The 22676-nt window shown below is 42.5% G+C and carries 22 protein-coding genes and 1 tRNA gene; 15 read left to right on the top strand and 8 right to left on the bottom strand.

Features of this window, described 5'->3' with window-relative positions; all coding sequences use genetic code 11:
* Nucleotides 1–4 precede the first annotated feature (4 nt).
* Together PR699_RS07885 and phoC are read left to right on the top strand one after the other, a co-directional pair.
* Nucleotides 5–80, top strand: a tRNA-Lys gene (locus PR699_RS07885).
* Between the two features lie 465 nt (nt 81–545).
* The gene (phoC, locus tag PR699_RS07880; RefSeq protein WP_014657761.1) at nt 546–1292 is read left to right on the top strand and encodes an acid phosphatase PhoC; all 747 of its coding nucleotides are present in this window, start codon (nt 546–548) and stop codon (nt 1290–1292) included.
* Nucleotides 1293–1372: 80 nt separating this feature from the next.
* Here the strand turns inward: phoC and PR699_RS07875 are convergent, their stop codons facing one another.
* On the bottom strand, nt 1373–2248 hold the full coding sequence (locus PR699_RS07875) for an aminoglycoside 6-adenylyltransferase (protein ID WP_004917792.1): 876 nt from the start codon (nt 2246–2248) through the stop codon (nt 1373–1375).
* 249 nt (nt 2249–2497) lie between these two features.
* Here PR699_RS07875 and nadA point away from each other — a divergent pair, with 249 nt between their 5' ends.
* From nadA to PR699_RS07855, 4 genes are all read left to right on the top strand, one after another.
* On the top strand, nt 2498–3538 hold the full coding sequence (gene nadA / locus PR699_RS07870) for a quinolinate synthase NadA (protein ID WP_004917794.1): 1041 nt from the start codon (nt 2498–2500) through the stop codon (nt 3536–3538).
* A gap of 77 nt (nt 3539–3615) precedes the next feature.
* Entirely contained in the window at nt 3616–4332 is a 717-nt protein-coding gene (gene pnuC / locus PR699_RS07865; RefSeq protein ID WP_004917797.1) for a nicotinamide riboside transporter PnuC, read from the top strand.
* A 367-nt stretch (nt 4333–4699) separates the two neighbouring features.
* Nucleotides 4700–5755 carry a 3-deoxy-7-phosphoheptulonate synthase AroG gene (gene aroG, locus PR699_RS07860; protein WP_014657762.1) on the top strand — a complete coding sequence of 352 codons (1056 nt, stop codon included), beginning with the start codon at nt 4700–4702 and terminating at the stop codon, nt 5753–5755.
* 550 nt (nt 5756–6305) lie between these two features.
* Nucleotides 6306–6992, top strand: coding sequence for an outer membrane protein (locus PR699_RS07855; protein ID WP_004917800.1), 687 nt, complete (start codon nt 6306–6308; stop codon nt 6990–6992).
* 83 nt (nt 6993–7075) lie between these two features.
* Here the strand turns inward: PR699_RS07855 and gpmA are convergent, their stop codons facing one another.
* The 4 genes from gpmA to modE form a co-directional block, all read right to left on the bottom strand.
* A complete protein-coding gene (gpmA, locus tag PR699_RS07850) occupies nt 7076–7828 on the bottom strand; it encodes a 2,3-diphosphoglycerate-dependent phosphoglycerate mutase (protein ID WP_004917803.1) in 753 nt (250 codons plus the stop codon).
* Nucleotides 7829–7999: 171 nt separating this feature from the next.
* A complete protein-coding gene (locus PR699_RS07845; protein WP_014657763.1) occupies nt 8000–8830 on the bottom strand; it encodes a CPBP family intramembrane glutamic endopeptidase in 831 nt (276 codons plus the stop codon).
* 212 nt (nt 8831–9042) lie between these two features.
* The gene (gene modF, locus PR699_RS07840) at nt 9043–10527 is read right to left on the bottom strand and encodes a molybdate ABC transporter ATP-binding protein ModF (RefSeq protein WP_004917805.1); all 1485 of its coding nucleotides are present in this window, start codon (nt 10525–10527) and stop codon (nt 9043–9045) included.
* 167 nt (nt 10528–10694) lie between these two features.
* Nucleotides 10695–11486 (bottom strand): molybdenum-dependent transcriptional regulator, encoded by a 792-nt coding sequence (gene modE / locus PR699_RS07835; RefSeq protein ID WP_014657765.1) that lies wholly within the window; start codon nt 11484–11486, stop codon nt 10695–10697.
* A 246-nt stretch (nt 11487–11732) separates the two neighbouring features.
* Between modE and PR699_RS07830 the strand changes: the two genes are divergently transcribed.
* The 4 genes from PR699_RS07830 (at nt 11733) to modC (ending at nt 14672) form a co-directional block, all read left to right on the top strand.
* A complete protein-coding gene (locus PR699_RS07830) occupies nt 11733–11882 on the top strand; it encodes an AcrZ family multidrug efflux pump-associated protein (RefSeq protein ID WP_014657766.1) in 150 nt (49 codons plus the stop codon).
* A gap of 236 nt (nt 11883–12118) precedes the next feature.
* A complete protein-coding gene (gene modA, locus PR699_RS07825) occupies nt 12119–12889 on the top strand; it encodes a molybdate ABC transporter substrate-binding protein (RefSeq protein WP_014657767.1) in 771 nt (256 codons plus the stop codon).
* 18 nt (nt 12890–12907) lie between these two features.
* A complete protein-coding gene (gene modB, locus PR699_RS07820; RefSeq protein WP_004917815.1) occupies nt 12908–13597 on the top strand; it encodes a molybdate ABC transporter permease subunit in 690 nt (229 codons plus the stop codon).
* Between the two features lies 1 nt (nt 13598).
* Entirely contained in the window at nt 13599–14672 is a 1074-nt protein-coding gene (gene modC / locus PR699_RS07815; protein WP_004917817.1) for a molybdenum ABC transporter ATP-binding protein ModC, read from the top strand.
* A 104-nt stretch (nt 14673–14776) separates the two neighbouring features.
* Here modC and PR699_RS07810 read toward each other — a convergent pair whose 3' ends face one another.
* Nucleotides 14777–15595, bottom strand: coding sequence for a pyridoxal phosphatase (locus PR699_RS07810; protein WP_004917819.1), 819 nt, complete (start codon nt 15593–15595; stop codon nt 14777–14779).
* A gap of 335 nt (nt 15596–15930) precedes the next feature.
* Here PR699_RS07810 and pgl point away from each other — a divergent pair, with 335 nt between their 5' ends.
* Nucleotides 15931–16917, top strand: a complete 987-nt coding sequence (gene pgl / locus PR699_RS07805) for a 6-phosphogluconolactonase (protein WP_004917821.1) — start codon at nt 15931–15933, stop codon at nt 16915–16917.
* Nucleotides 16918–16956: 39 nt separating this feature from the next.
* On the opposite strand, the gene bioA is transcribed toward pgl, so the two are convergent.
* Nucleotides 16957–18228 carry an adenosylmethionine--8-amino-7-oxononanoate transaminase gene (gene bioA, locus PR699_RS07800; protein WP_004917823.1) on the bottom strand — a complete coding sequence of 424 codons (1272 nt, stop codon included), beginning with the start codon at nt 18226–18228 and terminating at the stop codon, nt 16957–16959.
* Nucleotides 18229–18321: 93 nt separating this feature from the next.
* Between bioA and bioB the strand changes: the two genes are divergently transcribed.
* From bioB to bioD, 4 genes are read left to right on the top strand one after another with little or no spacing between them, the layout of a single operon-like run.
* On the top strand, nt 18322–19359 hold the full coding sequence (gene bioB, locus PR699_RS07795; protein WP_004917825.1) for a biotin synthase BioB: 1038 nt from the start codon (nt 18322–18324) through the stop codon (nt 19357–19359).
* A complete protein-coding gene (gene bioF / locus PR699_RS07790; RefSeq protein WP_014657768.1) occupies nt 19359–20513 on the top strand; it encodes an 8-amino-7-oxononanoate synthase in 1155 nt (384 codons plus the stop codon). The genes bioB and bioF overlap by 1 nt, the downstream gene beginning before the upstream one ends.
* Nucleotides 20494–21270, top strand: coding sequence for a malonyl-ACP O-methyltransferase BioC (gene bioC, locus PR699_RS07785; protein ID WP_071881678.1), 777 nt, complete (start codon nt 20494–20496; stop codon nt 21268–21270). Before bioF ends, bioC begins: the two co-directional genes overlap by 20 nt.
* Nucleotides 21263–21937: a dethiobiotin synthase gene (bioD, locus tag PR699_RS07780; RefSeq protein WP_014657770.1), complete on the top strand. Its 675-nt coding sequence runs from the start codon at nt 21263–21265 to the stop codon at nt 21935–21937. Before bioC ends, bioD begins: the two co-directional genes overlap by 8 nt.
* Nucleotides 21938–22037: 100 nt before the next feature.
* Here the strand turns inward: bioD and PR699_RS19680 are convergent, their stop codons facing one another.
* Nucleotides 22038–22157, bottom strand: a complete 120-nt coding sequence (locus PR699_RS19680) for a hypothetical protein (protein WP_368912987.1) — start codon at nt 22155–22157, stop codon at nt 22038–22040.
* Nucleotides 22158–22676: the final 519 nt, after the last annotated feature.

The following is a 22676-nucleotide window of genomic DNA, read 5'->3' as shown; positions in this document are numbered from 1 at the left end:
AGATGGGTCGTTAGCTCAGTCGGTAGAGCAGTTGACTTTTAATCAATTGGTCGCAGGTTCGAATCCTGCACGACCCACCATCTATAGAAATACCATTATCTTCAAATTCTTCCATTTTCTAGTGTAGTTAAATTGTGTTATTCAATCTAAAAGCCCATCAAGCAAAATAGCGCTATATTGGCCACAATGGCTCGTATGTGTCGATGATTTCCAGAAATGCGCCTGTATCCTCTCCTAATCGATTAATTATACCGGTATTAGGGTAAGGGGCGGCATTGGGAATGGACCCGTGTAGACGCCGATTTTCAAACCTCTTCGTATGAGTAAGTCGATATTTAGTCGCGATCTTGTGGCTATCATCACCTAACTCTTGAGCAAAAACCATTCAGCCTGAGTTATTGTGTGGGTATTGACTTCTTTTTTTGAGAACTTACGCAAGGTATTACTGACCTACTTGGACTAGTCTAAATAAAACATCAATAACTGATCACCTTGTAAAATATAAATTATTTTATCTATGGCAAAGACTAGGAAAGGACTAGCGGATGAAAAAACTATTAGCAGTATTCTGCGCAGGGGCTTTTGTTTCAACCAGTGTATTTGCGGCGATCCCTCCCGGCAATGATGTGACAACTAAACCCGATCTTTATTATTTAAAAAACTCACAGGCTATTGATAGTTTAGCGTTATTGCCACCACCACCTGAAGTGGGCAGCATCTTATTTTTAAACGACCAAGCGATGTATGAAAAAGGCCGTTTATTGCGAAATACTGAGCGTGGAGAACAAGCCGCTAAGGATGCTGATCTGGCTGCGGGCGGTGTTGCGAACGCATTTTCTGAAGCTTTTGGTTATCCCATTACCGAAAAGGATGCGCCTGAAATTCATAAATTGCTGACGAATATGATTGAAGATGCGGGGGATTTAGCAACTCGCTCAGCCAAAGAGAAATACATGCGCATTCGTCCATTTGCGTTCTACGGTGTTGCTACCTGTAACACGAAAGATCAGGACAAATTATCTAAGAATGGCTCTTATCCTTCCGGACACACCGCAATTGGCTGGGCATCTGCACTCGTATTGTCAGAAATTAACCCAGAAAACCAAGATAAAATTTTAAAACGTGGTTATGAACTTGGCCAAAGCCGAGTCATCTGTGGTTACCATTGGCAAAGTGATGTTGATGCTGCTCGTATCATTGCATCGGGTGCGGTAGCAACTTTACACTCCAACCCTGAATTCCAAAAACAGTTACAAAAAGCCAAAGACGAATTTGCTAAACTGAAAAAATAGCTTTACTTAAAAACGATACCGCCCCATCAGTAACAACGAGAGGGGCGGTTTTTTATTGTGTTTTATATGGTAAAATCGCGTCAGATCCCTTCAGGCAATAGACTGTTATCTTGCAACATGCCAACTACCAGTGTTTGCATGCGCTGGCCAAGAGTGTGGTCGATGGTATAATTGAGCTGCTGGGCGACTTCCACCGTGATTTCATCAAAGCATTTCATCAACAGATGTAAGCTGTATGCAGCTTGTTGCGCATTACGGTAATCAAACAAGGTTTCCATTGCTTGGATAATGTGCTCTGGCATCCATTGTTGATATGCTCTGCCGTGATACCAAACATCTTGCTGCCCTTTACTTTTGTTTGAGACATAGCACTCTAACATCGTCAGTAGGGCATTTTTCATATCAACGTCTCTTGACCAAGCGCTCCAGAGTTCATTACGCGAAAGGGCAATCGCAACTTGATGTGATTCATACCAAAATTCGTTCACAATAAACGTGAATTTATTTTGACTGAGTTGCTTAGGCGGAAGTTGTACCTGATCACTGTCGGGAAGGTTATCCGTGATACCGCTTTTATCGAGTAAAATGGTGTAGCCACGGGCATAAGTATTATCAAGCCCATACTGTTTCATCTTTTGCAATCGACTTGGTTCAGCAAAGGTAAAATCAACTTTTCTTCCTTGCTCGTAAATCGCTAAACAAGTCGGGCATTCAGGCTCATTTTCACCACCATTTGTAAGATGTAGAGCCACTAGAGGCTGACCAAATTGGTGTATCCATTGTTGGTCATGAAAAAGTGCTGTTACACCTGAACCGACTAATTCAATATCAATGTCTGAATAATGATCAATTTGTTGTTCTCTACCTCTTGAGCCTGTCAAAATGACGGCATCAATTCTAGGATCGAGCAAAGAAACGGAAATAATTTTATTGATTAAAGATGCAGGTGATTCCATAGCTAACCCATCGAATTTATTGATGTGGCTAAGATACCTGTAAAATGACTAAAATGCTAAAAAACTCGATAATTATCATGATTATTTAGTGAAATAGTGAGAAATCACGCCATCATCACCAAAAATCGAGAAGACTTCCTCAATGAATTGGGGTATCTTGTTTAGTATATAAAACAAAAATGTGGTTTTCGACCCATTTTATAGGCGATTTTAGATGTAAAATTGCATTATGCTAAACAGAGGCACAAGATGAGCGAGTTTATTGATTTTAACCAGTCGGTTTATCCGTTCCCTGCTAGACCGGCATTGCTAAGCTCAGAAGAGAAAGCATTTTATCGTGAGCGCATCAAAGCGTTATTGCTTGAAAAAAATGCGGTGATAGTTGCACATTATTATACCGATCCTGAAATCCAAGCATTGGCTGAGGAAACAGGTGGATGTGTTGCTGACTCTCTGGAAATGGCTCGTTTTGGCGCCCGTCATAGTGCATCAACCCTGCTAGTCGCGGGGGTACGTTTTATGGGGGAAACCGCAAAAATCTTAAGCCCTGAAAAAACCGTTTTAATGCCAACATTAGATGCCGAATGTTCACTTGATTTAGGCTGCCCAGAGGCGGATTTTGCGCGTTTTTGCGATCAGCACCCTGATCGTACAGTGGTGGTTTATGCGAATACCTCTGCGGCGGTGAAAGCACGAGCAGATTGGGTGGTGACATCCAGTATTGCGGTAGAATTAATCGAGCATCTTGATAGCCTAGGCGAGAAAATTATTTGGGCGCCTGACCGCCATCTTGGCCGTTATGTTCAGCAACAAACAGGGGCTGATATTTTGTGTTGGCAGGGCGCTTGTATTGTTCATGATGAATTTAAAACCCAGTCTCTGAGCAAAATGAAAGCGCTGTATCCAGAAGCGGCGGTGCTGGTTCACCCTGAGTCTCCTCAAGCTGTTGTCGAGCTTGCTGATGCTGTCGGCTCGACAAGCCAATTAATCAAAGCGGCGCAAACGTTGCCTCATCCATCAATGATAGTCGCGACCGATAAAGGCATTTTTTATAAAATGCAGCAAGCGTGCCCTGATAAGTCTTTGTATATTGCGCCGACCGCGGGGGAAGGTGCGACATGCCGTACTTGTGCCCATTGCCCTTGGATGGCGATGAATGGTTTAAAAGCGATAGCACAAGCCTTAGAGAGTCACGGGGAGCAACATCAAATTTATGTGAGCGAAGCGCTACGTCAAAAAGCGATGTTACCTTTAAATAGAATGCTAGATTTTGCAGAGAGTCTAAAATAAAAGAGCACTATTGTTTATATCGAGGCCACGCGGAATCATAATGTGGCATGACATAGGGTTGAGAGAAGGATTTTGGGATGGATTTCTTTAGCACAAGTAATGTATTAGTGAATATTCCTCTATGGGATAGTGTGTATGAATTGTCATACATCGAAGCAGTAGGAACAGTGGCTGGTTTGTTATGTATTTTGCTAGCTAGTCTTGAAAAAACCATTAATTACTTGTTTGGTTTAATCAATGTGACGCTGTTTGGGGTGATTTTTTTTCAAATCCAACTGTATGCTAATTTGCTTTTACAGGTATTTTTCTTTATCGCCAATATTTATGGTTGGTATGCGTGGAGCCGAGTGGATAACCAGCAACAAACGGAACTGAAAATTCGTTGGTTAAGCCTGCCTAAGGCGACGATAACAGTGATCATCTCTTTATTTGTGATCATTTACCTAACATACAATATTGATTGGGTCTTTGGGGTATTGGCGGAATGGGCAATTAACATTTTGAATCTGTTTGGCGCTAACCTAACAATGCCTGTGTTAGAACCCGATGCATTTCCATTCTGGGATTCGACCATGACAGTATTATCTGTGGTTGCAATGATCCTGATGACGCGTAAGTACGTTGAAAATTGGCTTTTATGGGTGATCATCAACGTAATTAGTATTATCGTATTCTATAAGCAAGGGGTATATGCGATGTCATTAGAGTACCTCATTTTGCTAGGTATCGCGCTGAATGGTTCAAGGCTTTGGGTGAAATCGGCAAAACAAAACGGCTCTGTGCCCCTCTCATAAACCACGGTGACGAAAATTAACAATAAAACGGCTAAAGTAACATTATCGATGTTTTGCCGTTTTTATTGTTTTTTACTCTAAAATTCCCCCTAAATATGGGGCTATTGTGCTGTTTAATCGCCTTTAGCCTCATTTTATAATCTGAAAGCTTAAAACTAACTATTTCATACTAAGCTTGCCTGTTTACAGAAGGCGGCTGAACGGTTAGATTAAAATTTCGATACCTGTCGTCTTTCAAGTTGCAGCATTGTGAGTGGTAAGAGAATCTCTCTTCGCTTAAAAGTAAGTGTTTACCATCGGCCTGCTATTGGAATCCATAGGGTATGTAAATCATCTATATAAAAAAATAAACATTGGATTAACGGGTATGAATTATCAGAACGATGACGTCAGAATTAAACAAATAAAAGAATTATTGCCACCAATTGCGTTGTTGGAGAAGTTTCCAGCGACGGACAAAGCGGCGTTTACCGTTCATGAAGCACGTCTCGCCATCCATAATATACTGTCAGGCGAAGATGATCGCCTTGTGGTTGTGATTGGTCCTTGCTCTATTCATGATACTAAAGCTGCTCTGGAATATGCCGAGCGCCTTAATAAGTTACGAGAAGAACTCAAAGATTCGCTAGAAATTGTGATGCGTGTGTATTTTGAAAAACCGCGTACCACAGTAGGTTGGAAAGGGCTAATTAATGACCCTAATATGGACAATAGCTTTAATATCAATGAAGGGCTACGTATTGCCCGTGAACTATTGGTGAAAATTAATGACCAAGGCCTGCCGACCGCGGGTGAATTTCTCGATATGATCAGCCCTCAATATGTCGCTGACCTAATGAGCTGGGGGGCGATTGGTGCACGCACAACAGAATCGCAAGTACATCGTGAATTGGCTTCTGGTCTCTCTTGCCCAGTTGGCTTTAAAAATGGAACAGATGGCACGATTAAGATCGCTATTGATGCGATTAATTCAGCACGTTCACCGCATTGTTTCTTATCGGTCACCAAATGGGGGCATTCTGCAATCGTCAATACTAGCGGGAACCCAGATTGCCACATTATTTTACGTGGTGGTAAAGAGCCAAACTACAGTGCGGAACACGTTAAGGCGGTGCGCGAAGGGCTAGTGAATGCAGGTCTAACCCCCAGCATTATGATTGACTTTAGCCACGCAAACAGTAACAAGAAATTTGAAAGACAAATGATAGTTGCTGATGACGTCAGTGAGCAATTACGCCAAGGTGATCGCTCTATTACAGGTGTCATGATCGAAAGCCACCTTGTTGAAGGCAATCAAAGCCTAGAGTCAGGTGAGCCTCTGGTTTATGGGAAAAGTGTCACTGACGCATGTATCGGATGGGATGATACAGAAAAAGTATTGCGCCAATTGTCTGATGCGGTGATTGCTCGTCGCCAGAAGTAATCGATAGTATTTCATATAGGAAGCCAGAGTCTTGTTGCTCTGGCTTTTTTACGTTATTAGATAGGAGAGTCGTACTCTTTAGATTGGTAAACCGACAGGCAGCATACCACTCTCCTATTACTTATTATGAGATTAGAATCTCTAAAGCTATTGACCGATATGGTGTGGATAGCGATAGAGCAATCTAAACTTACTTTTTGGTTGTGTTGAGCTATTTTCGGATGAGTTCATGATGAACATAATCGCACTACCAAAAATAAAACGCCAAAATACCTTAAATCACGATCCGCTAAAAATACCCGTAAAAGGGGTTTTTGTGGCCTTTCCGCTCATGAATAAATAATGCAAGGAAAAATCAATATTTAAGATTTTTCTTGTCGAGCTATTCACTGTATTTACTCGTTATTATAGTTTGTTTATTTTTATTATCTTAGTTTTATATTTTTTGTTTTCAGTAAAAATGAACAAATCATTCAAAAAACTTCTCTTTCTTTAATAGTCGCTAAAGTAAATAATCCCTTTTCGATATTATAACTAAAGGGAAATATTAATGAGGAAGTTACAACTTGCATCGTTAACATTTGCATTAATCAGCACGATGGGAAGTGCTTTTGCGTCAACTAACCAAGAGGGATATTACGGTTCCGCACGACTTTCTAAAGTGTGGCAAAAAGCGGATAGTATGGATACGAGTCTCCGCCCAGGGATTGGCCAGTTTGTTTCTGGTGATGATAAAGATGATTTCTACAATGCTTCTCTTGCAGCGGGTTATCAGTATGGTAATGGCTGGCGTACCGAAGGGGAGTATAGTTTTAATAAAAAAGCGGAGTACACCAGTGGCTCAACCGCTTTTTCAACCAGCTTTAATCATCACAAAACGGAATCGCAGCGTTTAATGCTGAATGTTTATCGTGATTATGATATCTACCAAGGGATTTCAGTGTATGGCACCGTGGGATTGGGTGTTGCAAAAGTGAAATCATCGGGATGGCAAGGTAATGCCGCACGTCAATATGGTAGCAATACTGACACTAACTTAGCGTACTCGATTGGCGCTGGTGTAAGTTACGAGCCTATTGATAAATTAAATTTTGACTTGGGATATCGTTATATTGATTTAGGGAAAATCGAAAGCGGTATGAATCGTTTTGCCAATGCGCGTGGCATACAGGATGAGCAGATGAAAGCGCACCTTAAGTCACAAGAGCTTGTGTTAGGCGTTAGATATCTATTTTAATTTTTAACGTATTATTATTCATTGGAATATGTCATACAAAAAGGGTTGGCGATTAGCCAACCCTTTATTTTATTTAACTTTAATTATTTTGCTTTGCCTTGGTTGGCAACCGCTGCTTGTTTTGCAGCGATTTCATCTTGGTTGCCAAGATAGTAATGTTTGATTGGTTTCATGTTTTCATCAAACTCATAAACCAGTGGCACTGCTGTTGGGATATTGAGGTTAAGAATTTCTTCTTCGCCCATGTTATCCAAGTATTTTACCAGCGCACGCAGTGAGTTACCGTGAGCTGCAATAATCACTTTTTCACCTGCCGCAACACGTGGTTTGATCTCTTGTTCCCAGTAAGGCACAACACGCTCAATGGTTGTTGCTAAGCTTTCTGTTACTGGCAGTTCCTCGCTAGACAGTTTTGCATAGCGTGGATCGTGGCCTGGGAAACGTTCGTCATCTTTTGTTAGCTCAGGTGGCGTGATGGCAAAACCACGGCGCCAGAGTTTAACTTGCTCATCACCATATTTAGCCGCAGTTTCTGATTTATCTAGACCTTGCAGTGCACCATAGTGACGCTCATTTAGTTTCCAGCTCTTTTCAACAGGCAGCCATTGCTGATCAACCTGATCAAGGATGTTCCATAAGGTATGGATAGCACGTTTCAGAACTGAGGTATAGGCGAAATCAAAGACAAAGCCTTCATCTTTCAGCAGTTGGCCTGCATTTTTTGCTTCTTCACGGCCTTTGTCTGACAGCTCAACATCAGTCCAGCCAGTGAAACGGTTCTCTTTGTTCCACTCGCTCTCACCGTGTCTTACCAAAACCAGTTTAGTTACAGCCATAGCTTAAACTCCTATCAGTACATTCAAATTAAAATGAATCATTGCTGACTTACATTATAGGGATAGTCAATCCGAACGCTAGTCACAACTGATGTTTTACCCAAACCAAATCAAAAAAGTGATAGTCAGTCGGTTATTTGGATAAAAATCGTACCTTAATCAGCTTGTTTTTTATCCAGCAACCATTTTGACTGGGTAAGTAAAAAATAACAGATGCAATAGATTTAACCCGAAGTGAAACGATACAGCAAGCCATAATTTGCCACTCCACATCCATGCTAGTCCATAAATAATTCCTGCAAGGGTCGCAAAAAGGATCAGCAACGGGCCTCCCGCGAAATGCACAGCCCCAAACACTAAGGCACACACGACTAATGCAAGATAAGGGGAGCCAAACCATTGAGTGAGGCGCTGCTGGAGATAGCCACGAAATAATGCTTCTTCGGCTAATGAGACAAATAATAAATTGCAAATAATGAATGCAGGTAACCAAGTCGGCAAATGCCACTCAAAACCTAGTCCTCCCGCAATGGCAGCAACAACCAATAACATAGGAACGGCAATGATCAGTAACCACCATTGCCAAGGTTTTGCTGTTTTGGGGGCTTGAGCTGAAAATAGGCTGGGGAGACAAAATAACAAAACAAAAGGAACCAAGGCCTTATCAAAGTTAAAGTACATGGTAAATGGTCTGCTTTGCTCGCCAACAATCACGCTATCGAGGTATTTGAGGTTATGAAATCCTGGGAAAAAATGAATCAATAGGCCTACAGCGCAGATAACAAGCGTGACCTCGCTAATAACTTTGACCCAGACATGATATTGAAAGCGCCAACCTATCACGCCAATGACAGTAATGGCGACAAATAAGAGAATTGCTTGCCAACTTAGTACACCCGTAAATAGTGCTATTGTTGTCGCAAGTAAGAGTAAAAATGTGGCAATAAATCGATGCGTTGCAAGTGTTGTGAGTGAAGCCGCCAAAATAAACCAACTGGCCATACGTTGTTCCTAAAATCTATTCGAATTATTTAAAGCGGCACAGTGTAATTGTTTTCAGTTATTTTCCGAGGAAAAAGCACAGCTATTGGTCTGGAATGATAAAAAATTAATATAAATAAACAGGTTATATAGCTGAGTATTAAGTGTGCGAACTAATCATTAGATTAATTTAGGTCGATAATCGAACATTATCGACCCCAATGATGGCGCGGTTAGACCGTTTGTTGCTCGACAGTTTCTATGTCATAACGATATTTGCCGTTATCAGGAACAAACTTCAATCGATGGGTAATGCAAGTTGGCGCATCTTCTTGATGGTGAGTAACAAAAAGAAGCTGAGTCGTGCCTTGGCTGAGCATTACATCAATAAAACGTAGGACTAATAAACGGTTTAAACCATCTAGCCCTTGAAGTGGCTCATCTAAAATCAAAACAGCCGGATGTTTGACTAAGGCGCGTGCGATAAGCACAAGTCGTTGCTGACCCCATGATAAGCTATGGAAAGGTTGTTGTGCTGTTTGTGAGGGAAAACCGAGTAGGGCTAGCCACTCATAAGCCAGTTGAATTTGGCGATCAGAAGGTGTCTGATATAAACCAATTGAGTCGTGGAACCCAGAGATGATCACATTAATCACGCTAGTCGCGACGCGGTACTCTTGATGAATGCTGTTACTAACATAACCAATATGGCGTTTGATATCCCAAATCGTCTCACCTGTGCCTCTGCGACGACCAAATAGCGTTAAATCATTACTATAGCCTTGAGGATGATCTCCGGTAATTAGGCTTAATAGCGTGGATTTCCCTGCACCGTTTTCGCCGATAATTTGCCAATGCTCATTGGGATTAACCTGCCAGTTCAAACCATGCAAAATCGGTTTGTCGTTATAGCTGACCACGCCGTTTTTCAAAATAACCCGTGGAATATCGCTAGGAAGTGGGGCTTCAGCCGTTGGATCTTCCATTTCAGGGATAGTGAGATGTTTTAAGCTTTCGCTATGTTGAAGCTGGGTGATTAACGTGTTAGCAAGTACTGACTCACGGCTACCTGATAAAGTCAGTTTGCAGTCGGCTAATACGCCCATATTGTCAATAAAGTCGGGTAACTCATCAAATCGGTTCAGGATCAATACAATTGTTAACCCTTTTTCAGATAAGCTGCTAAGTAACTCGCTCAGGTTATTTCGTGAATAGACATCAAGGCCATCAAAAGGCTCATCAAGCACTAATAAATCAGGTTCCCCCATAAGGGTTTGGCAGAGTAAAACTTTGCGTGTTTCCCCTGTTGACAGATATTTAAAGCGTCGAGAAAGCAGATCGTGAATGCCAAATTTTGTGGCCAGTTCAAGACAGTATTCATTGTCTCGGTGGTGGAGTTGGATAATTTCAGCGGCGGTATATCCGGTATCGTCTTCATCTTCACTAAGCAGATCCGTGTTATTACGCTGCCACTCTTCATTAATCATGTTTTGCAGTTGTTCGAAAGAGAGGCGTACGGGAGATACAAAGCTATTTTCCACAATACCTGAGAGTGGTTTTAGTTCCCCTGATAACGCTTTTGCAAGTGATGACTTACCACTACCATTGGCCCCAATAAACGCCCAACTTTCATGCTGATTAATGGCTAATTCAGGAATATCCAGTGTTTGTGTGTCACTGAGCTTAAAGCTGCTGTGACGAAGGGTGATTGCTTTCATGCCACTTCCTTATTTTTGTCATTATTTTTGTCGTTATTTACCTGTCACCTCAACAAATAATCATGATTACAGATAAAGTCAATCATTCACTGGAGAAAGGCGCACAAAAAATAAGCTTGCACTTATCTATTGGTGAGGAAATGGCGTATTTAGATAAGTGCACGTGGTTAGCATAGTGTGGCAATAATCACTTGATCGGCATTAAATAGCGCTGTGACATTATCGTTGAGCTGCAATTGTTGGCTATCGACTTCTTGGTTACTGAGGGTAGAGCATAGGCTCTCACCACCTAATAGGGTCACGATCACTTCACTGTTTTCTTGACCACGTTCAAGTGCGGTTATCTTCCCAGCGAGTTGATTGTCAAATTCACTATTTTTTATTGGTTGCTTCGTCAATTTTATCCAAGGTGCTTTAATCAGAGCGAGTACTTCCTTACCTTCAGTAAGGCGTAGACGGTTGGCACTCTGTTCTGTAAGAGCGGCATTAATGATGGTTTTATTGTCGGCCAATAACACTTGGACATGTTGTTGAACTTGGTGATGGTCACGAGCAATCAGAGTACCAAAAAACTGATTACGCGCGCTGGTTTGCAATGAAAAACGGGAAATCGCGGCTAGAAGACTATCAAGAGGTAATGTGTCTTCTTTGAGAACATCAAAGGCTTTTTGCTGAATTTGTGCCAGTAAGTCGTATAGCTGTAGCAGTCTTTCCCCATAGTGGGTCAATGTTGTGCCACCACCACCTTTACCGCCAGTGGCTCTATCCACTAAAATATCGTCAGCAAGCTGGTTCATTTCATTGATAGCATCCCAGGCGCTTTTATAGCTGATCCCAGCCAATTTAGCACCTTGGCTAATAGAGCCTGTTGCTTTGATTTGCTTGAGCAATGAAATTCGGCGAGGGTCTGCAAATAAACTCCCTTGTAGCTTTAGTGTCAGTAAGATTTCTGCTTGCATAAATATAACCCTTCCTATCAGATTGAATATACTCAAGTTGTACTTTGTATTAGTGAGAGTATATAAATAAACTGTCATCGCGACGCTTAATAAAAAAGCACGTTTAGTGTGTCGTTAGAAATAGAATTTGTCTACAATAGTGACAGCTATCCCGCTATTATATACGTTATTATTTAAATTCAGCTTTATTTTCCCTCGTCAGCGCATCAGTTGGCTGGTGGGCACAGTATCACTGAAGAGGCTTTAATGTTAGAAATTTTAAAAAGCATGGGCTTTGCCCTGTTGATGGTTCCCGTTGTGATGTTTTTGATTATGGGGCTAATTTACGGCCTCGGGGCTTTCTTTAATCTGCTATCTAAAGCTCACGTTCCGCACCATCATACAGAGAAGGAATAACCCTCCTCCCTATTTAAGTTCGCCTGTTTTTTAGTGGTACACTGAGAAACAGGCAACTCTATCTATTTGTTTTTGGTTGATACGCTTTTAAAGCATGTCTCCCCTCACTTTTCTGCTTCTGGTATAAGTTTTGATGCAATTCATTGCGCTAGCACACTTTTCTGCACGCGATGACTTTAAGTTATCGTTATATCCTGTTATATATAGCGTGATAACTAATATTAGGGTGGACTGAAATGAAAAAAAATTTGATCACGTTGTTGGCGGGTGTCACGATAACACTTTCTATGGCAAGCCATACGGTTGCAGCAGAGAAAATAACTGTTTTTGCTGCCGCCTCTTTGACAAATGCAATGAATGAAATTTCTGAACAATATCAGAAAGAAAACAAAGTAGAAGTTGTCTCATCATATGCATCATCATCGACACTTGCTCGTCAAATTGAGCAAGGAGCGCCTGCAAATCTATTTATTTCTGCCGATCAGCAATGGATGAATTATGCTATTGATAAGCATTTGATGGTTGAAAACACGCGCTACACTTTATTAGGTAATGAGTTGGTATTGATCGCACCCAAAGATTCCAAAATTGAAAAGGTGGAGATCAATAAACAAACGGATTGGAAAAAGCTGCTTGATGGCGGCCGTCTGGCGGTAGGCGATCCGGAGCATGTTCCTGTTGGGATTTATGCGAAAGAAGCATTGAGCTATTTAGGGGCATGGGATACGGTCAATCCGTTATTAGCACGTACCAATAATGTGCGTAGTGGTATGGCCTTGGTTGAACGCGATGAAGCGCCTTTAGGGATAGTGTATGGCTCCGATGCCGTTGCTAGCCAAAAAGTCAAAGTCGTTGGTATTTTTCCAGCAGACTCGCACAAACCCGTTGAATATCCAATGGCTATTGTGAAAGACCAAGATAATCAAGCAACTCGTGACTTTTATGAATATTTGAAAACGCCAGCCGCTTCAGAAGTATTCAAACGTTACGGTTTCACCCCACGTTAAGGGATTTTAGTATTGCAGATGTTAAGTGCTTATGAATGGGAAGCCATCTACCTGAGCTTAAAAGTTTCAAGTGTGGCAGTCATGTTTAGTTTGCCACTAGGTATTTTGGTTGCATGGGTATTGGTGCGTTGTCATTTCCCCGGCAAAACACTGCTGGATAGTATTATCCATCTACCATTGGTGTTACCGCCAGTGGTAGTGGGGTATTTATTATTGATCAGTATGGGACGCCGTGGTTTTATTGGGGAATGGCTGTATAGCTGGTTTGGGTTTAGCTTTACGTTTAGCTGGCGCGGTGCCGCATTGGCCTCCGCCGTGGTGGCTTTTCCATTGATGGTGCGGGCGATCCGTTTAGCGCTCGAAGCCGTTGATCGTAAACTTGAGCAAGCGGCTCGAACATTAGGCGCGACGCCATTACGTGTCTTTTTTACGATAACTATTCCATTATCACTGCCCGGTATTATTGTGGGAACGGTATTAGCATTTGCACGCTCATTAGGGGAGTTTGGGGCGACTATCACCTTTGTATCGAATATTCCCGGAGAAACACAAACCATCCCACTTGCGATGTATACCTTAATTGAAACACCGGGGGCGGAAGTGGATGCAGCCCGCTTGTGTGTGATTGCTATTATCTTGGCATTAATTTCACTATTAGTTTCAGAATGGCTGACCCGTTGGGGCAAAAAGCGATTGGGGGTAGCCTGATATGTTAGAGCTGGATTTTTCACAGCAGCTTGGTGAGTTAGCGCTTGAAGTGAATACCTCGCTACCGACAGAGAGCATTACTGCCATATTTGGGTTATCTGGAGCAGGGAAGACCTCATTAATTAATGTGATAGGGGGGCTAACCAAGCCTAATCGAGGGCGTATTGTGCTCAATGGACGGACGCTGGTCGATATCGAAAAAGGCATCTGCTTGCCGCCCGAAAAGCGCCATATTGGCTATGTCTTCCAAGATGCACGGCTATTTCCCCATTATCGAGTCAAGAATAATTTACGTTATGGTATGGCTCCCGAAATGAAAGGGCGCTTCGATGAAATTGTGACGTTGTTAGGCATTGAAAAACTTCTAAATCGTTTTCCTATTACATTATCAGGTGGGGAAAAACAGCGTGTTGCTATTGGCCGCGCACTGTTAACCGCACCTGAAATTTTATTGATGGATGAGCCATTAGCTTCTCTTGATTTACCGCGTAAACGTGAGCTACTACCGTATTTAGAAAAACTGTCTCAAGATGTCAAAATCCCTATTTTATATGTCAGCCATAGCTTAGATGAGATTTTACGCCTTGCCGATAAAGTGATTGTGATGGCACAAGGTAAAGTTAAAGCTTTTGGAGCATTAGAGGAGGTGTGGGCAAGCAGTGCATTGCGTCCTTGGCTCCAACAAGAGACATTAAGTAGCGTGTTAAATGTGATATGTCATGGTCACCACCCTGACTATGAGATGACTGCGGTGATTGTGGGCAGTCAAAAATTATGGATCCCGCGTATTGATACAGAAAGAGGCGGGCAGTTGCGTTTACGCATTGATGCCTCTGATGTGTCTTTAGTATTAGAAAAGCCACAGGTCAGCAGTATCCGTAATATTTTATCAGCGGAAGTGGTTGAATGGATTGAAGATGGCGAGCAGGTGGATGTGAAGCTTGATTTAGGCGAACAGCATTATTTATGGGCGCGTATCACACGTTGGGCGCGTGACGAATTGTCTATTCGCAAAGGTCGTCGAGTTTATGCACAGGTTAAAAGTGTTTCATTAAGCCGCCATTACACATCATAACAGCACGTTAGCTGATATCTAAAGTTATGCCGCTTGAGTGAACAGCATAAAGTGGCAAAATGAGTTAATTAGGGGGCTTATTATTGGCCCCCTAATAGATAAAATTACAATACGTATTTATGGATCACTTCAGCGATACCCGGTTGGGTGTTATCACGTGTAACCAGTTTTGCTTGTTGTTTGATTTCATCGACCGCTTGGCCCATAGCAACACCTAGTCCAGCCGTTGTTAACATGCTTAAATCGTTAAAGTTATCACCAAAAGCAACCACATCATTCATGGTCATACCCTGTGATTCAACCCACTGTTTTAGTCGTTGGCCTTTGCTGTTTCCTTTGCGGCCGACGTCGACTTGATCAGCCCATGACCATTCACATTCCAAGCCAAAATCATCTTCAATACCGCGAACAACCTCTTTGAGCTGATCGATATTTTCTGAACTGACGGCAAATTTCCAAATAGATTGATAATCATGTAAGACATCAGCATAGTTTTCGACAAACTGAATATTAGGACGTTGAGCCACTGGCAGGGTTTCTGCCCAACTTAGCGTCCTTTTGATCCCTTCTGTCGGTGCGTTGTATAGCATGGCATCATCAACATACATTAAATGTTGAATATCGGTGCCACGCAGCCTTTCAATCATTTGTGTTGCTGATTCGAGTGTCATAGGGTCTGAAGAAAGAACTTTTTTACCTAAATAATCATAAAGATAAGTACCATTGCAGCAAATTGCAGGGGTATCAAGGTTAAGCTCTTGGTAGAAAGGATGAATGGCAACATGATGGCGCCCTGTCACAATCAACACTTTAACGCCTTGGCGACGTGCTTCATTTAATGCAGCAAGCGATTCGGGCAAAATTTTCTTTTGAGGATCAAGCAGTGTTCCATCAAGATCGAGCGCAATAACGCGGTATGACATAAACGGCTCCACGTGATTTGAGGTTACATATGCCTTAATGAGTGGCCATATGATGGTTTTTGTCGTTGTCAGCTAAACAGAAAGGGATCTGTTAGCCTGATAATAATCCAGTGCTAAAATAATTTTATCATCTTAGCGGATATTGCAGATTAACTAAAGTGGCGCAGAATGAATCGAGTCAGGTTATTGGTAATCTGTTGTTTTAATCATTTTGAGATAATTTAGTGGCGCGATGTATTGAAAAGAGGGGGATTGCTTGTTATTCGCTAGTCTATCCTGAGATTAACCGTCATAATGGAAGAAGATATTTTTATCATGAATCATAAGGAGACAGGATGAATCAGGTTGTCTATATTGCTAGCCCCGAAAGCCATCAGATCCACGTTTGGTCTATGAACGAAGCCGGTGAACTGACGTTATTACAGACGGTGACAACACCAGGCCAAGTACAGCCAATGGTATTAAGCCATGATAAAAAGCACCTTTATATTGGTGTCCGACCCAATTTTCGAGTAATCACTTATCAAATTGAAGATAAGGGCACTCTCAGACTAAAAGCTGAGACGGCAATTCCAAGTACACCGGTACATTTATCATTAGATAACACTGGTAAGTATTTGTTTGTGCCGTCATACCATCAACATAATTTGGCTGTCTTACCTATCAACCAAGAAGGTGTACCACAAACCGCGATCCAAGTGATCGAAGGGCTACGAAACCCACACTCTTCACATGTTGATGCTGACAATCAACAATTATGGGTGCCGTGTTTGGGGGAAGATCATATTCGCTTATTTGATCTGCATGACGATGGTCATTTAACCGAAGCTTCTGCTGATCAAATCAGTTCAGCAAAAGGCGCAGGCCCTCGCCACCTTGCATTCCATCCACAGCACAAAGTTATTTATTGTGTTAATGAGTTGGATTCAACCATTAACGTTTACCATAAATTTACTCGCTATCGCCAAGTTCAGCATATTAACGTATACCCGGAAGGTCGTGAAAGCCAACGTTGGGCGGCAGATATTCATATCACGCCTGATGGACGTCATCTGTATGCGAGTGAGCGTTCAGATAGCTATATTAGCCATTTCCGAGTATCTGATGATGGCCGCGAGTTGACCCTAGAAGGGATTTATCCAACAGAAGCTCAGCCTAGGGGCTTTAACCTTGATGCAACAGGGCGCTTCTTGATTTCTAGCGGGCAAAAATCTGACAGTATTTCTGTTTCAGAAATTGACCCGATTACAGGTAAACTCACCCAGATTGGTCGCTACCCAGTGGGCAAAGGCCCAATGTGGGTGACGGTATTAGCGCGTTAATTGCTAAACTAAGATCTCCTCAAAGCACTGAGGGGATCTTTACCCCTCAATCACGTTTCTCATTGCACTTGTCACTTTACTCAGTTGTTCCGGTGAAATAATGTAAGGTGGCATAACATAAATCAGCCGACCAAATGGCCTTACCCAAACCCCTTGTTCAACAAACTTTTTTTGTAATTCAGCGGTATTGACTGGCTGCTGCATCTCAATCACGCCAATCGCCCCTAAAACGCGCACCTGCTTGACGCTTGTGTGGGAGGACAAAGGTGCTAATTCAGCTAAGAGCTGCTGCTCAATCTTGGCGACAGTATGCTGCCATGGGCTTTCAAGCAATAATTTTAGGCTTGCGTTGGCGACGGCGCACGCTAATGGGTTCCCCATAAAGGTTGGCCCATGCATGAAACAGCCCGCTTCGCCATTACTAATCGTTTCGGCAACATGACGCGTTGTTAAGGTGGCTGATAGTGTCATATATCCCCCCGTGAGGGCTTTGCCTAAGCACATAATATCCGGTGAAATAGCCGCATGGTCACAAGCAAATAATTGGCCTGTGCGCCCAAATCCTGTCGCGATTTCATCGGCTATCAGTAATATGCCATAGTGATCACAAAGCTCACGAACGCCTTTTAGGTACTCGGGGTGATAAATACGCATTCCACCCGCACCTTGTACGATAGGTTCGAGTATAATTGCTGCAATTTCGCGATGTTTTGCTGCAAGTTCCTGCTTAATTGGTAATAAATCATCACTGTTCCATTCATCATGAAAACCACATTGTGGAGCCTCAACAAAAATATGAGGAGGTAGATAACCTTTGTATAGGCCATGCATTGAATTATCAGGATCACATACTGCCATCGCACCAAAAGTATCCCCATGATAACCATGGCGTAAAGTTAAAATACGTTGGCGCTTTTCCCCTCTGGCCTGCCAATACTGGAGTGCCATCTTTAGTGACACTTCCACAGCCACCGATCCTGAATCGGCAAGAAAAATACACTCTAAAGGCGCTGGAGTGATCTCAACGAGTTGACGGCACAAATTCACTGCGGAAGGGTGAGTGATGCCACCAAACATGACATGAGACATTTTTTGTAGCTGCTCAGTAGCAGCTTGATTGAGAACGGGATGATTGTAGCCGTGGATCGCCGCCCACCAAGAAGACATTCCATCAACAAGTGTTTTTCCATCAGCCATAATCAACTCTGCGCCTTTAGCCTCAACGATGGGATAGGCGGGGATCGGGTGGCTCATCGAGGTGTAGGGATGCCAGATATGCTTGGCATCGAATGCAATATCAGAACTGTCCATTTTACTTTGTTGTCAACTTATTTAAATGAATTTGGTTGACATGATAACCACAATATTTAAACTGGCAACGACTTTTTATGATGGAGATCTGCCGTGAGCGAATTAAAAAAGTGGACAACTAAACAGGCTAATGAATTGTTCTCTATGCCTTTCTTTGAGCTTTTGTTCCAAGCTCAGCAAGTTCATCGACAGCATTTTGACCCACAGCAAGTACAGGTCAGCACTTTGCTTTCAATCAAAACAGGGGCATGTCCAGAAGATTGCAAATATTGTGCACAAAGTGCTCGTTATAAAACCGGATTAGAAACTGAACGTTTAATGGAAGTTCAGCAAGTTCTTGAATCTGCAAAAAAAGCGAAGCAAGCAGGTTCAACGCGTTTTTGTATGGGAGCCGCTTGGCGTAATCCTCGTGAGCGCGATATGCCTTATCTCGAAATGATGGTGCGAGAGGTGAAATCGCTAGGCATGGAAACCTGCATGACACTGGGAATGATTGACGATAGCCAAGCTCAGCGCCTTGCCGAAGCGGGGCTTGATTACTACAACCATAATCTTGATACCTCCCCTGAATACTATGGCAACATCATTACCACCAGAACTTATCAAGACCGCTTAGACACATTGGATAATGTACGTAATGCGGGTATCAAAGTGTGCTCTGGAGGGATTCTTGGTTTAGGGGAAAAAATCAGCGATCGAGCAGCGCTGTTGGTTCAACTTGCGAATTTACCTAAACCGCCAGAAAGTGTACCGATCAATATGCTGATGAAAATGGAAGGCACCCCGATGGCGGATAATGAAGATGTCGATCCTTTTGATTTCATTCGAACTATTGCAGTAGCACGTATTATGATGCCGACCTCTTACGTCCGTTTATCGGCGGGTCGCGAATATATGAACGAGCAAACCCAAGCACTCTGTTTTATGGCAGGCGCTAATTCCGTATTTTATGGTTGTAAGCTGTTAACCGCTCCTAATCCGAATGAAAATAAAGATATCTCCTTGTTTAAAAAATTGAATATTAACCCAGAGCGTATTGAAGTGAGCGAAGGGGATAATCAACAAGCGGCACAATTAGCGGAGTCTATTTTGACAGCCGATAATTCACAGTTCTATAACGCGGCTGTCTAATGAGTTGGCAAACATTTATTCAAGCGCAACTCGAGCAGCGTAAACAAAATGCGGCTTGGCGTAAAAGAACCTGTATTGATTACAGCACAGGTCGTGAGTTGCGAATTAACGGGGAAAATTACCTGAATTTTTCAGGAAATGATTACTTAGGGTTAAGCCATCACCCCAAGGTCGTCGAGGCTTGGCAGCAAGGCGCCACATTATATGGCACCGGCAGTGGCGGTTCAGGGCACATTACTGGTTTTACTCGCGCCCATTATGATTTGGAAAACGCGCTATCTGCATGGTTGGGATATCCAAGGGCACTATTATTTATTTCTGGTTTTGCGGCGAATCAAGCGGTGATCACCGCTTTAATGGGGCAAGGGGATCGCATTTTAGCCGATAAACTTAGTCATGCTTCGATTTTAGAGGCATCAATGCTTTCAAAAGCTAATTTACGGCGATTTGCTCACAATAGCCCCGCATCATTACAAAAATTGCTCACCAGCACTTTAGATGCAAAGACACTCGTGATTAGCGAAGGGGTGTTTAGCATGGATGGTGACAGTGCGCCTTTAGCGGAATTAAAACAGCTCGCGGAACAACATCACGCTTGGTTAATGGTCGATGATGCCCATGGTATTGGCGTGAGAGGGCGAGAAGGGCGTGGTAGTTGTGATGTGCATGGTATTAAACCTGAATTACTGATTGTCACCTTCGGTAAAGCATTTGGTTTGAGTGGCGCTGCCGTTCTGTGTGATGAAGCAACCGCAGATTACTTTATTCAAGCGGCTCGCCACCTTATTTATAGTACCTCAATGCCACCAGCTCAGGCAGTTGCGCTATCAGTAGCGTTACAGCAGATCCGTACAGCCGATGATGCAAGGGAACGGCTTAATCAACATATTGAATATTTCAGAAAAAATAGTCAATTTAGTGATCTGCAATTAGCTGATTCACAGATGGCAATTCAACCCGTCATTGTGGGTGATAATGAGGTGAGCTTACAGCTTTCTGATTATTTACGACAAAAAGGGCTATGGGTACAAGCGATACGTCCACCGACTGTCCCACCAGGCAGTGCACGGCTACGCATTACCTTGAGTGCAGCTCATCACCAACAAGATATCGATCAACTGTTGGAGGCGTTAAATGGTTTTACCATTAAGTGATGAAAAACAAAAAATCGCTTCGGCTTTTGGTAAAGCAGCAAAACGCTATGATTCGATAGCTTATTATCAACAAAATAGTGGTCATCAACTGCTGGATTTATTAGCTTCAGCACGGGTCAATTTACCGGCTAAAAAAGTGATTGATGTTGGCTGTGGCACTGGTTTTTTCAGCCAAATAATTAAAGCACAAGGGGCTGAAGTGACCGCATTAGATTTATCGTCCGGCATGTTGGAGGTTGCACGTCAAAAAAATGCGGCTGAACAGTATATCTGTGCGGATATGGAAGCACTGCCTTTTGCCGACCAAACTTTTAATGTGGTTTTTTCTAATTTGGCTATCCAATGGTGCTCTGACTTATCACTGGCCCTGACTGAATTACATCGAGTGACTAAAAATGGTGGGGTGATTGTATTTACCACGCTTGCTAAAGGCTCTCTATCGGAGCTATCGCAAGCTTGGGCTAGGTTAGATGGCTATTCGCATGTGAATGAATTTTTAAGTTTTGAACAGATAAGCGCGAGTTGCCAACCATGGCAGCATCAATTGCTGCTTCAGACCGATACACTACATTTTCCGGATTTAGCTCGATTATTGAATTCATTGAAAGGCATTGGCGCGACCCATCTCACCGCAGGACGGCGTGGTGGATTGATGACAAGGCAGCGATTACATCTACTTGAGAGCGCTTATCCCACGTCAGCAAACGGTCTTGAGCTCACTTATCAAACTGTATTTGGAATAATTTATCGTGACTAAAACTTATTTTGTGACCGGCACTGATACTGAGGTCGGTAAAACAGTAGTCAGTTGCGCATTACTGCAAGCGGCTAAACAATTGGGTTATCAAACCGCGGGTTATAAACCGGTTGCTTCAGGCAGCGAACAAACAGCACAAGGGCTGCGTAACAGTGATGCACTTTTTTTACAAACAAACAGCACATTGCCGTTAACTTACCAAGAAGTGAATCCAATTGTATTCGAAGCGCCAACATCTCCACATATTATTAGCGAAAAAGTTGGGCTGCCAATTGATTTTTCAGTGATGACAAACGGATTAAAACATTTGCAGTCAAAAGCGCAGTGGGTGTTGGTTGAAGGTGCTGGCGGCTGGTATACGCCATTATCAGCACAACACAGTTATGCAGATTGGGTGGTTGAGCAACAATTGCCAGTGATTATGGTGGTTGGCATCAAACTGGGTTGTATTAATCATGCCTTATTAACCGCACAAGCGATTAACCAATCAGGGCTAAAATTGGTGGGGTGGGTGGCGAATGAAGTCGAGCCAGCAGGAACCTATCAGGCCGAATATTTAGAGACATTGCACCGTTCGATCAATGCGCCTTGCCTTGGTATCATTCCTCATCAAGATGCCGAACAATTTGCCGATGTAGGGCAGTATGTTGATGTGACAGCGATTTAATTTTTTAGTGGTTAATTGTCTATTTTATCAGAGAGCTTGTTTTTCAATATAAACACGCTCTCTGGTGTATTGAACGAAAACTCTTTTGTTGTGCAACGGCTCAGTCTAAACGTAACCCTGCGCCTATCTCTTCCGTTGAATTATCAAGCGATAAAATGACATGTCTTGATTCATCAAGTTCACGCCATTCTTCCCATTTTTCAGGGTGACTTGGCTTAATTAGGGACTTGTGTGTAAAGCCCCTATATTAAATTTTTATATTCTAAATAATTCAATATTCAGGTAGGCAATAAACGGAGATAGGTAGGGAGTATCGATAACTATCAGACTCGTCTGGCTGAGCGCATTCAATAATCTTATATCCTGAAGTAGATGCTATAACTTGAGCGTTGTTAAACAGCAAAAATATCCTTTAACACCGAATGATAAGGACGATGGCGTAGTCATGGTACATTGAGTGTAATGTTTGGTTATTTATGATCGGATAAGTGTGCCTATCTAGTGGATCTTACTAGATAATTTTTTATGTTCCTGTTTATTCTGTGTAAAAGGCTATTTTGGATCGTTAATCCGTCATTTTTGTCAACTCGGATCCGTTAAAAAAGAGTAAATACTGTTTTTATGATAAATTCTGAGTAAAAATATTTTCACTGAATTGCCATTTTTTTGTCATGTATATGCGCTATGTGGTTTTTAGAGTGGAACGGAAACGCACTATCTGAAAGGGATTGCAGAGTTA

The sequence above is a fragment of the Providencia sp. PROV268 genome (assembly GCF_028477805.1).
GTDB classification, from domain to species: Bacteria; Pseudomonadota; Gammaproteobacteria; order Enterobacterales; family Enterobacteriaceae; genus Providencia; species Providencia stuartii.
This window is presented reverse-complemented; position numbering and strand designations above follow the sequence as displayed.

Bases quoted from the DNA above. Each gene is read 5' to 3' on its own strand.
- phoC (WP_014657761.1), top strand. From the start codon at position 546: ATGAAAAAACTATTAGCAGTATTCTGCGCAGGGGCTTTTGTTTCAACC.
- PR699_RS07875 (WP_004917792.1), bottom strand. From the start codon at position 2,248: ATGGAATCACCTGCATCTTTAATCAATAAAATTATTTCCGTTTCTTTG.
- nadA (WP_004917794.1), top strand. From the start codon at position 2,498: ATGAGCGAGTTTATTGATTTTAACCAGTCGGTTTATCCGTTCCCTGCT.
- pnuC (WP_004917797.1), top strand. From the start codon at position 3,616: ATGGATTTCTTTAGCACAAGTAATGTATTAGTGAATATTCCTCTATGG.
- aroG (WP_014657762.1), top strand. From the start codon at position 4,700: ATGAATTATCAGAACGATGACGTCAGAATTAAACAAATAAAAGAATTA.
- PR699_RS07855 (WP_004917800.1), top strand. From the start codon at position 6,306: ATGAGGAAGTTACAACTTGCATCGTTAACATTTGCATTAATCAGCACG.
- gpmA (WP_004917803.1), bottom strand. From the start codon at position 7,828: ATGGCTGTAACTAAACTGGTTTTGGTAAGACACGGTGAGAGCGAGTGG.
- PR699_RS07845 (WP_014657763.1), bottom strand. From the start codon at position 8,830: ATGGCCAGTTGGTTTATTTTGGCGGCTTCACTCACAACACTTGCAACG.
- modF (WP_004917805.1), bottom strand. From the start codon at position 10,527: ATGAAAGCAATCACCCTTCGTCACAGCAGCTTTAAGCTCAGTGACACA.
- modE (WP_014657765.1), bottom strand. From the start codon at position 11,486: ATGCAAGCAGAAATCTTACTGACACTAAAGCTACAAGGGAGTTTATTT.
- PR699_RS07830 (WP_014657766.1), top strand. From the start codon at position 11,733: ATGTTAGAAATTTTAAAAAGCATGGGCTTTGCCCTGTTGATGGTTCCC.
- modA (WP_014657767.1), top strand. From the start codon at position 12,119: ATGAAAAAAAATTTGATCACGTTGTTGGCGGGTGTCACGATAACACTT.
- modB (WP_004917815.1), top strand. From the start codon at position 12,908: ATGTTAAGTGCTTATGAATGGGAAGCCATCTACCTGAGCTTAAAAGTT.
- modC (WP_004917817.1), top strand. From the start codon at position 13,599: ATGTTAGAGCTGGATTTTTCACAGCAGCTTGGTGAGTTAGCGCTTGAA.
- PR699_RS07810 (WP_004917819.1), bottom strand. From the start codon at position 15,595: ATGTCATACCGCGTTATTGCGCTCGATCTTGATGGAACACTGCTTGAT.
- pgl (WP_004917821.1), top strand. From the start codon at position 15,931: ATGAATCAGGTTGTCTATATTGCTAGCCCCGAAAGCCATCAGATCCAC.
- bioA (WP_004917823.1), bottom strand. From the start codon at position 18,228: ATGGACAGTTCTGATATTGCATTCGATGCCAAGCATATCTGGCATCCC.
- bioF (WP_014657768.1), top strand. From the start codon at position 19,359: ATGAGTTGGCAAACATTTATTCAAGCGCAACTCGAGCAGCGTAAACAA.
- bioC (WP_071881678.1), top strand. From the start codon at position 20,494: ATGGTTTTACCATTAAGTGATGAAAAACAAAAAATCGCTTCGGCTTTT.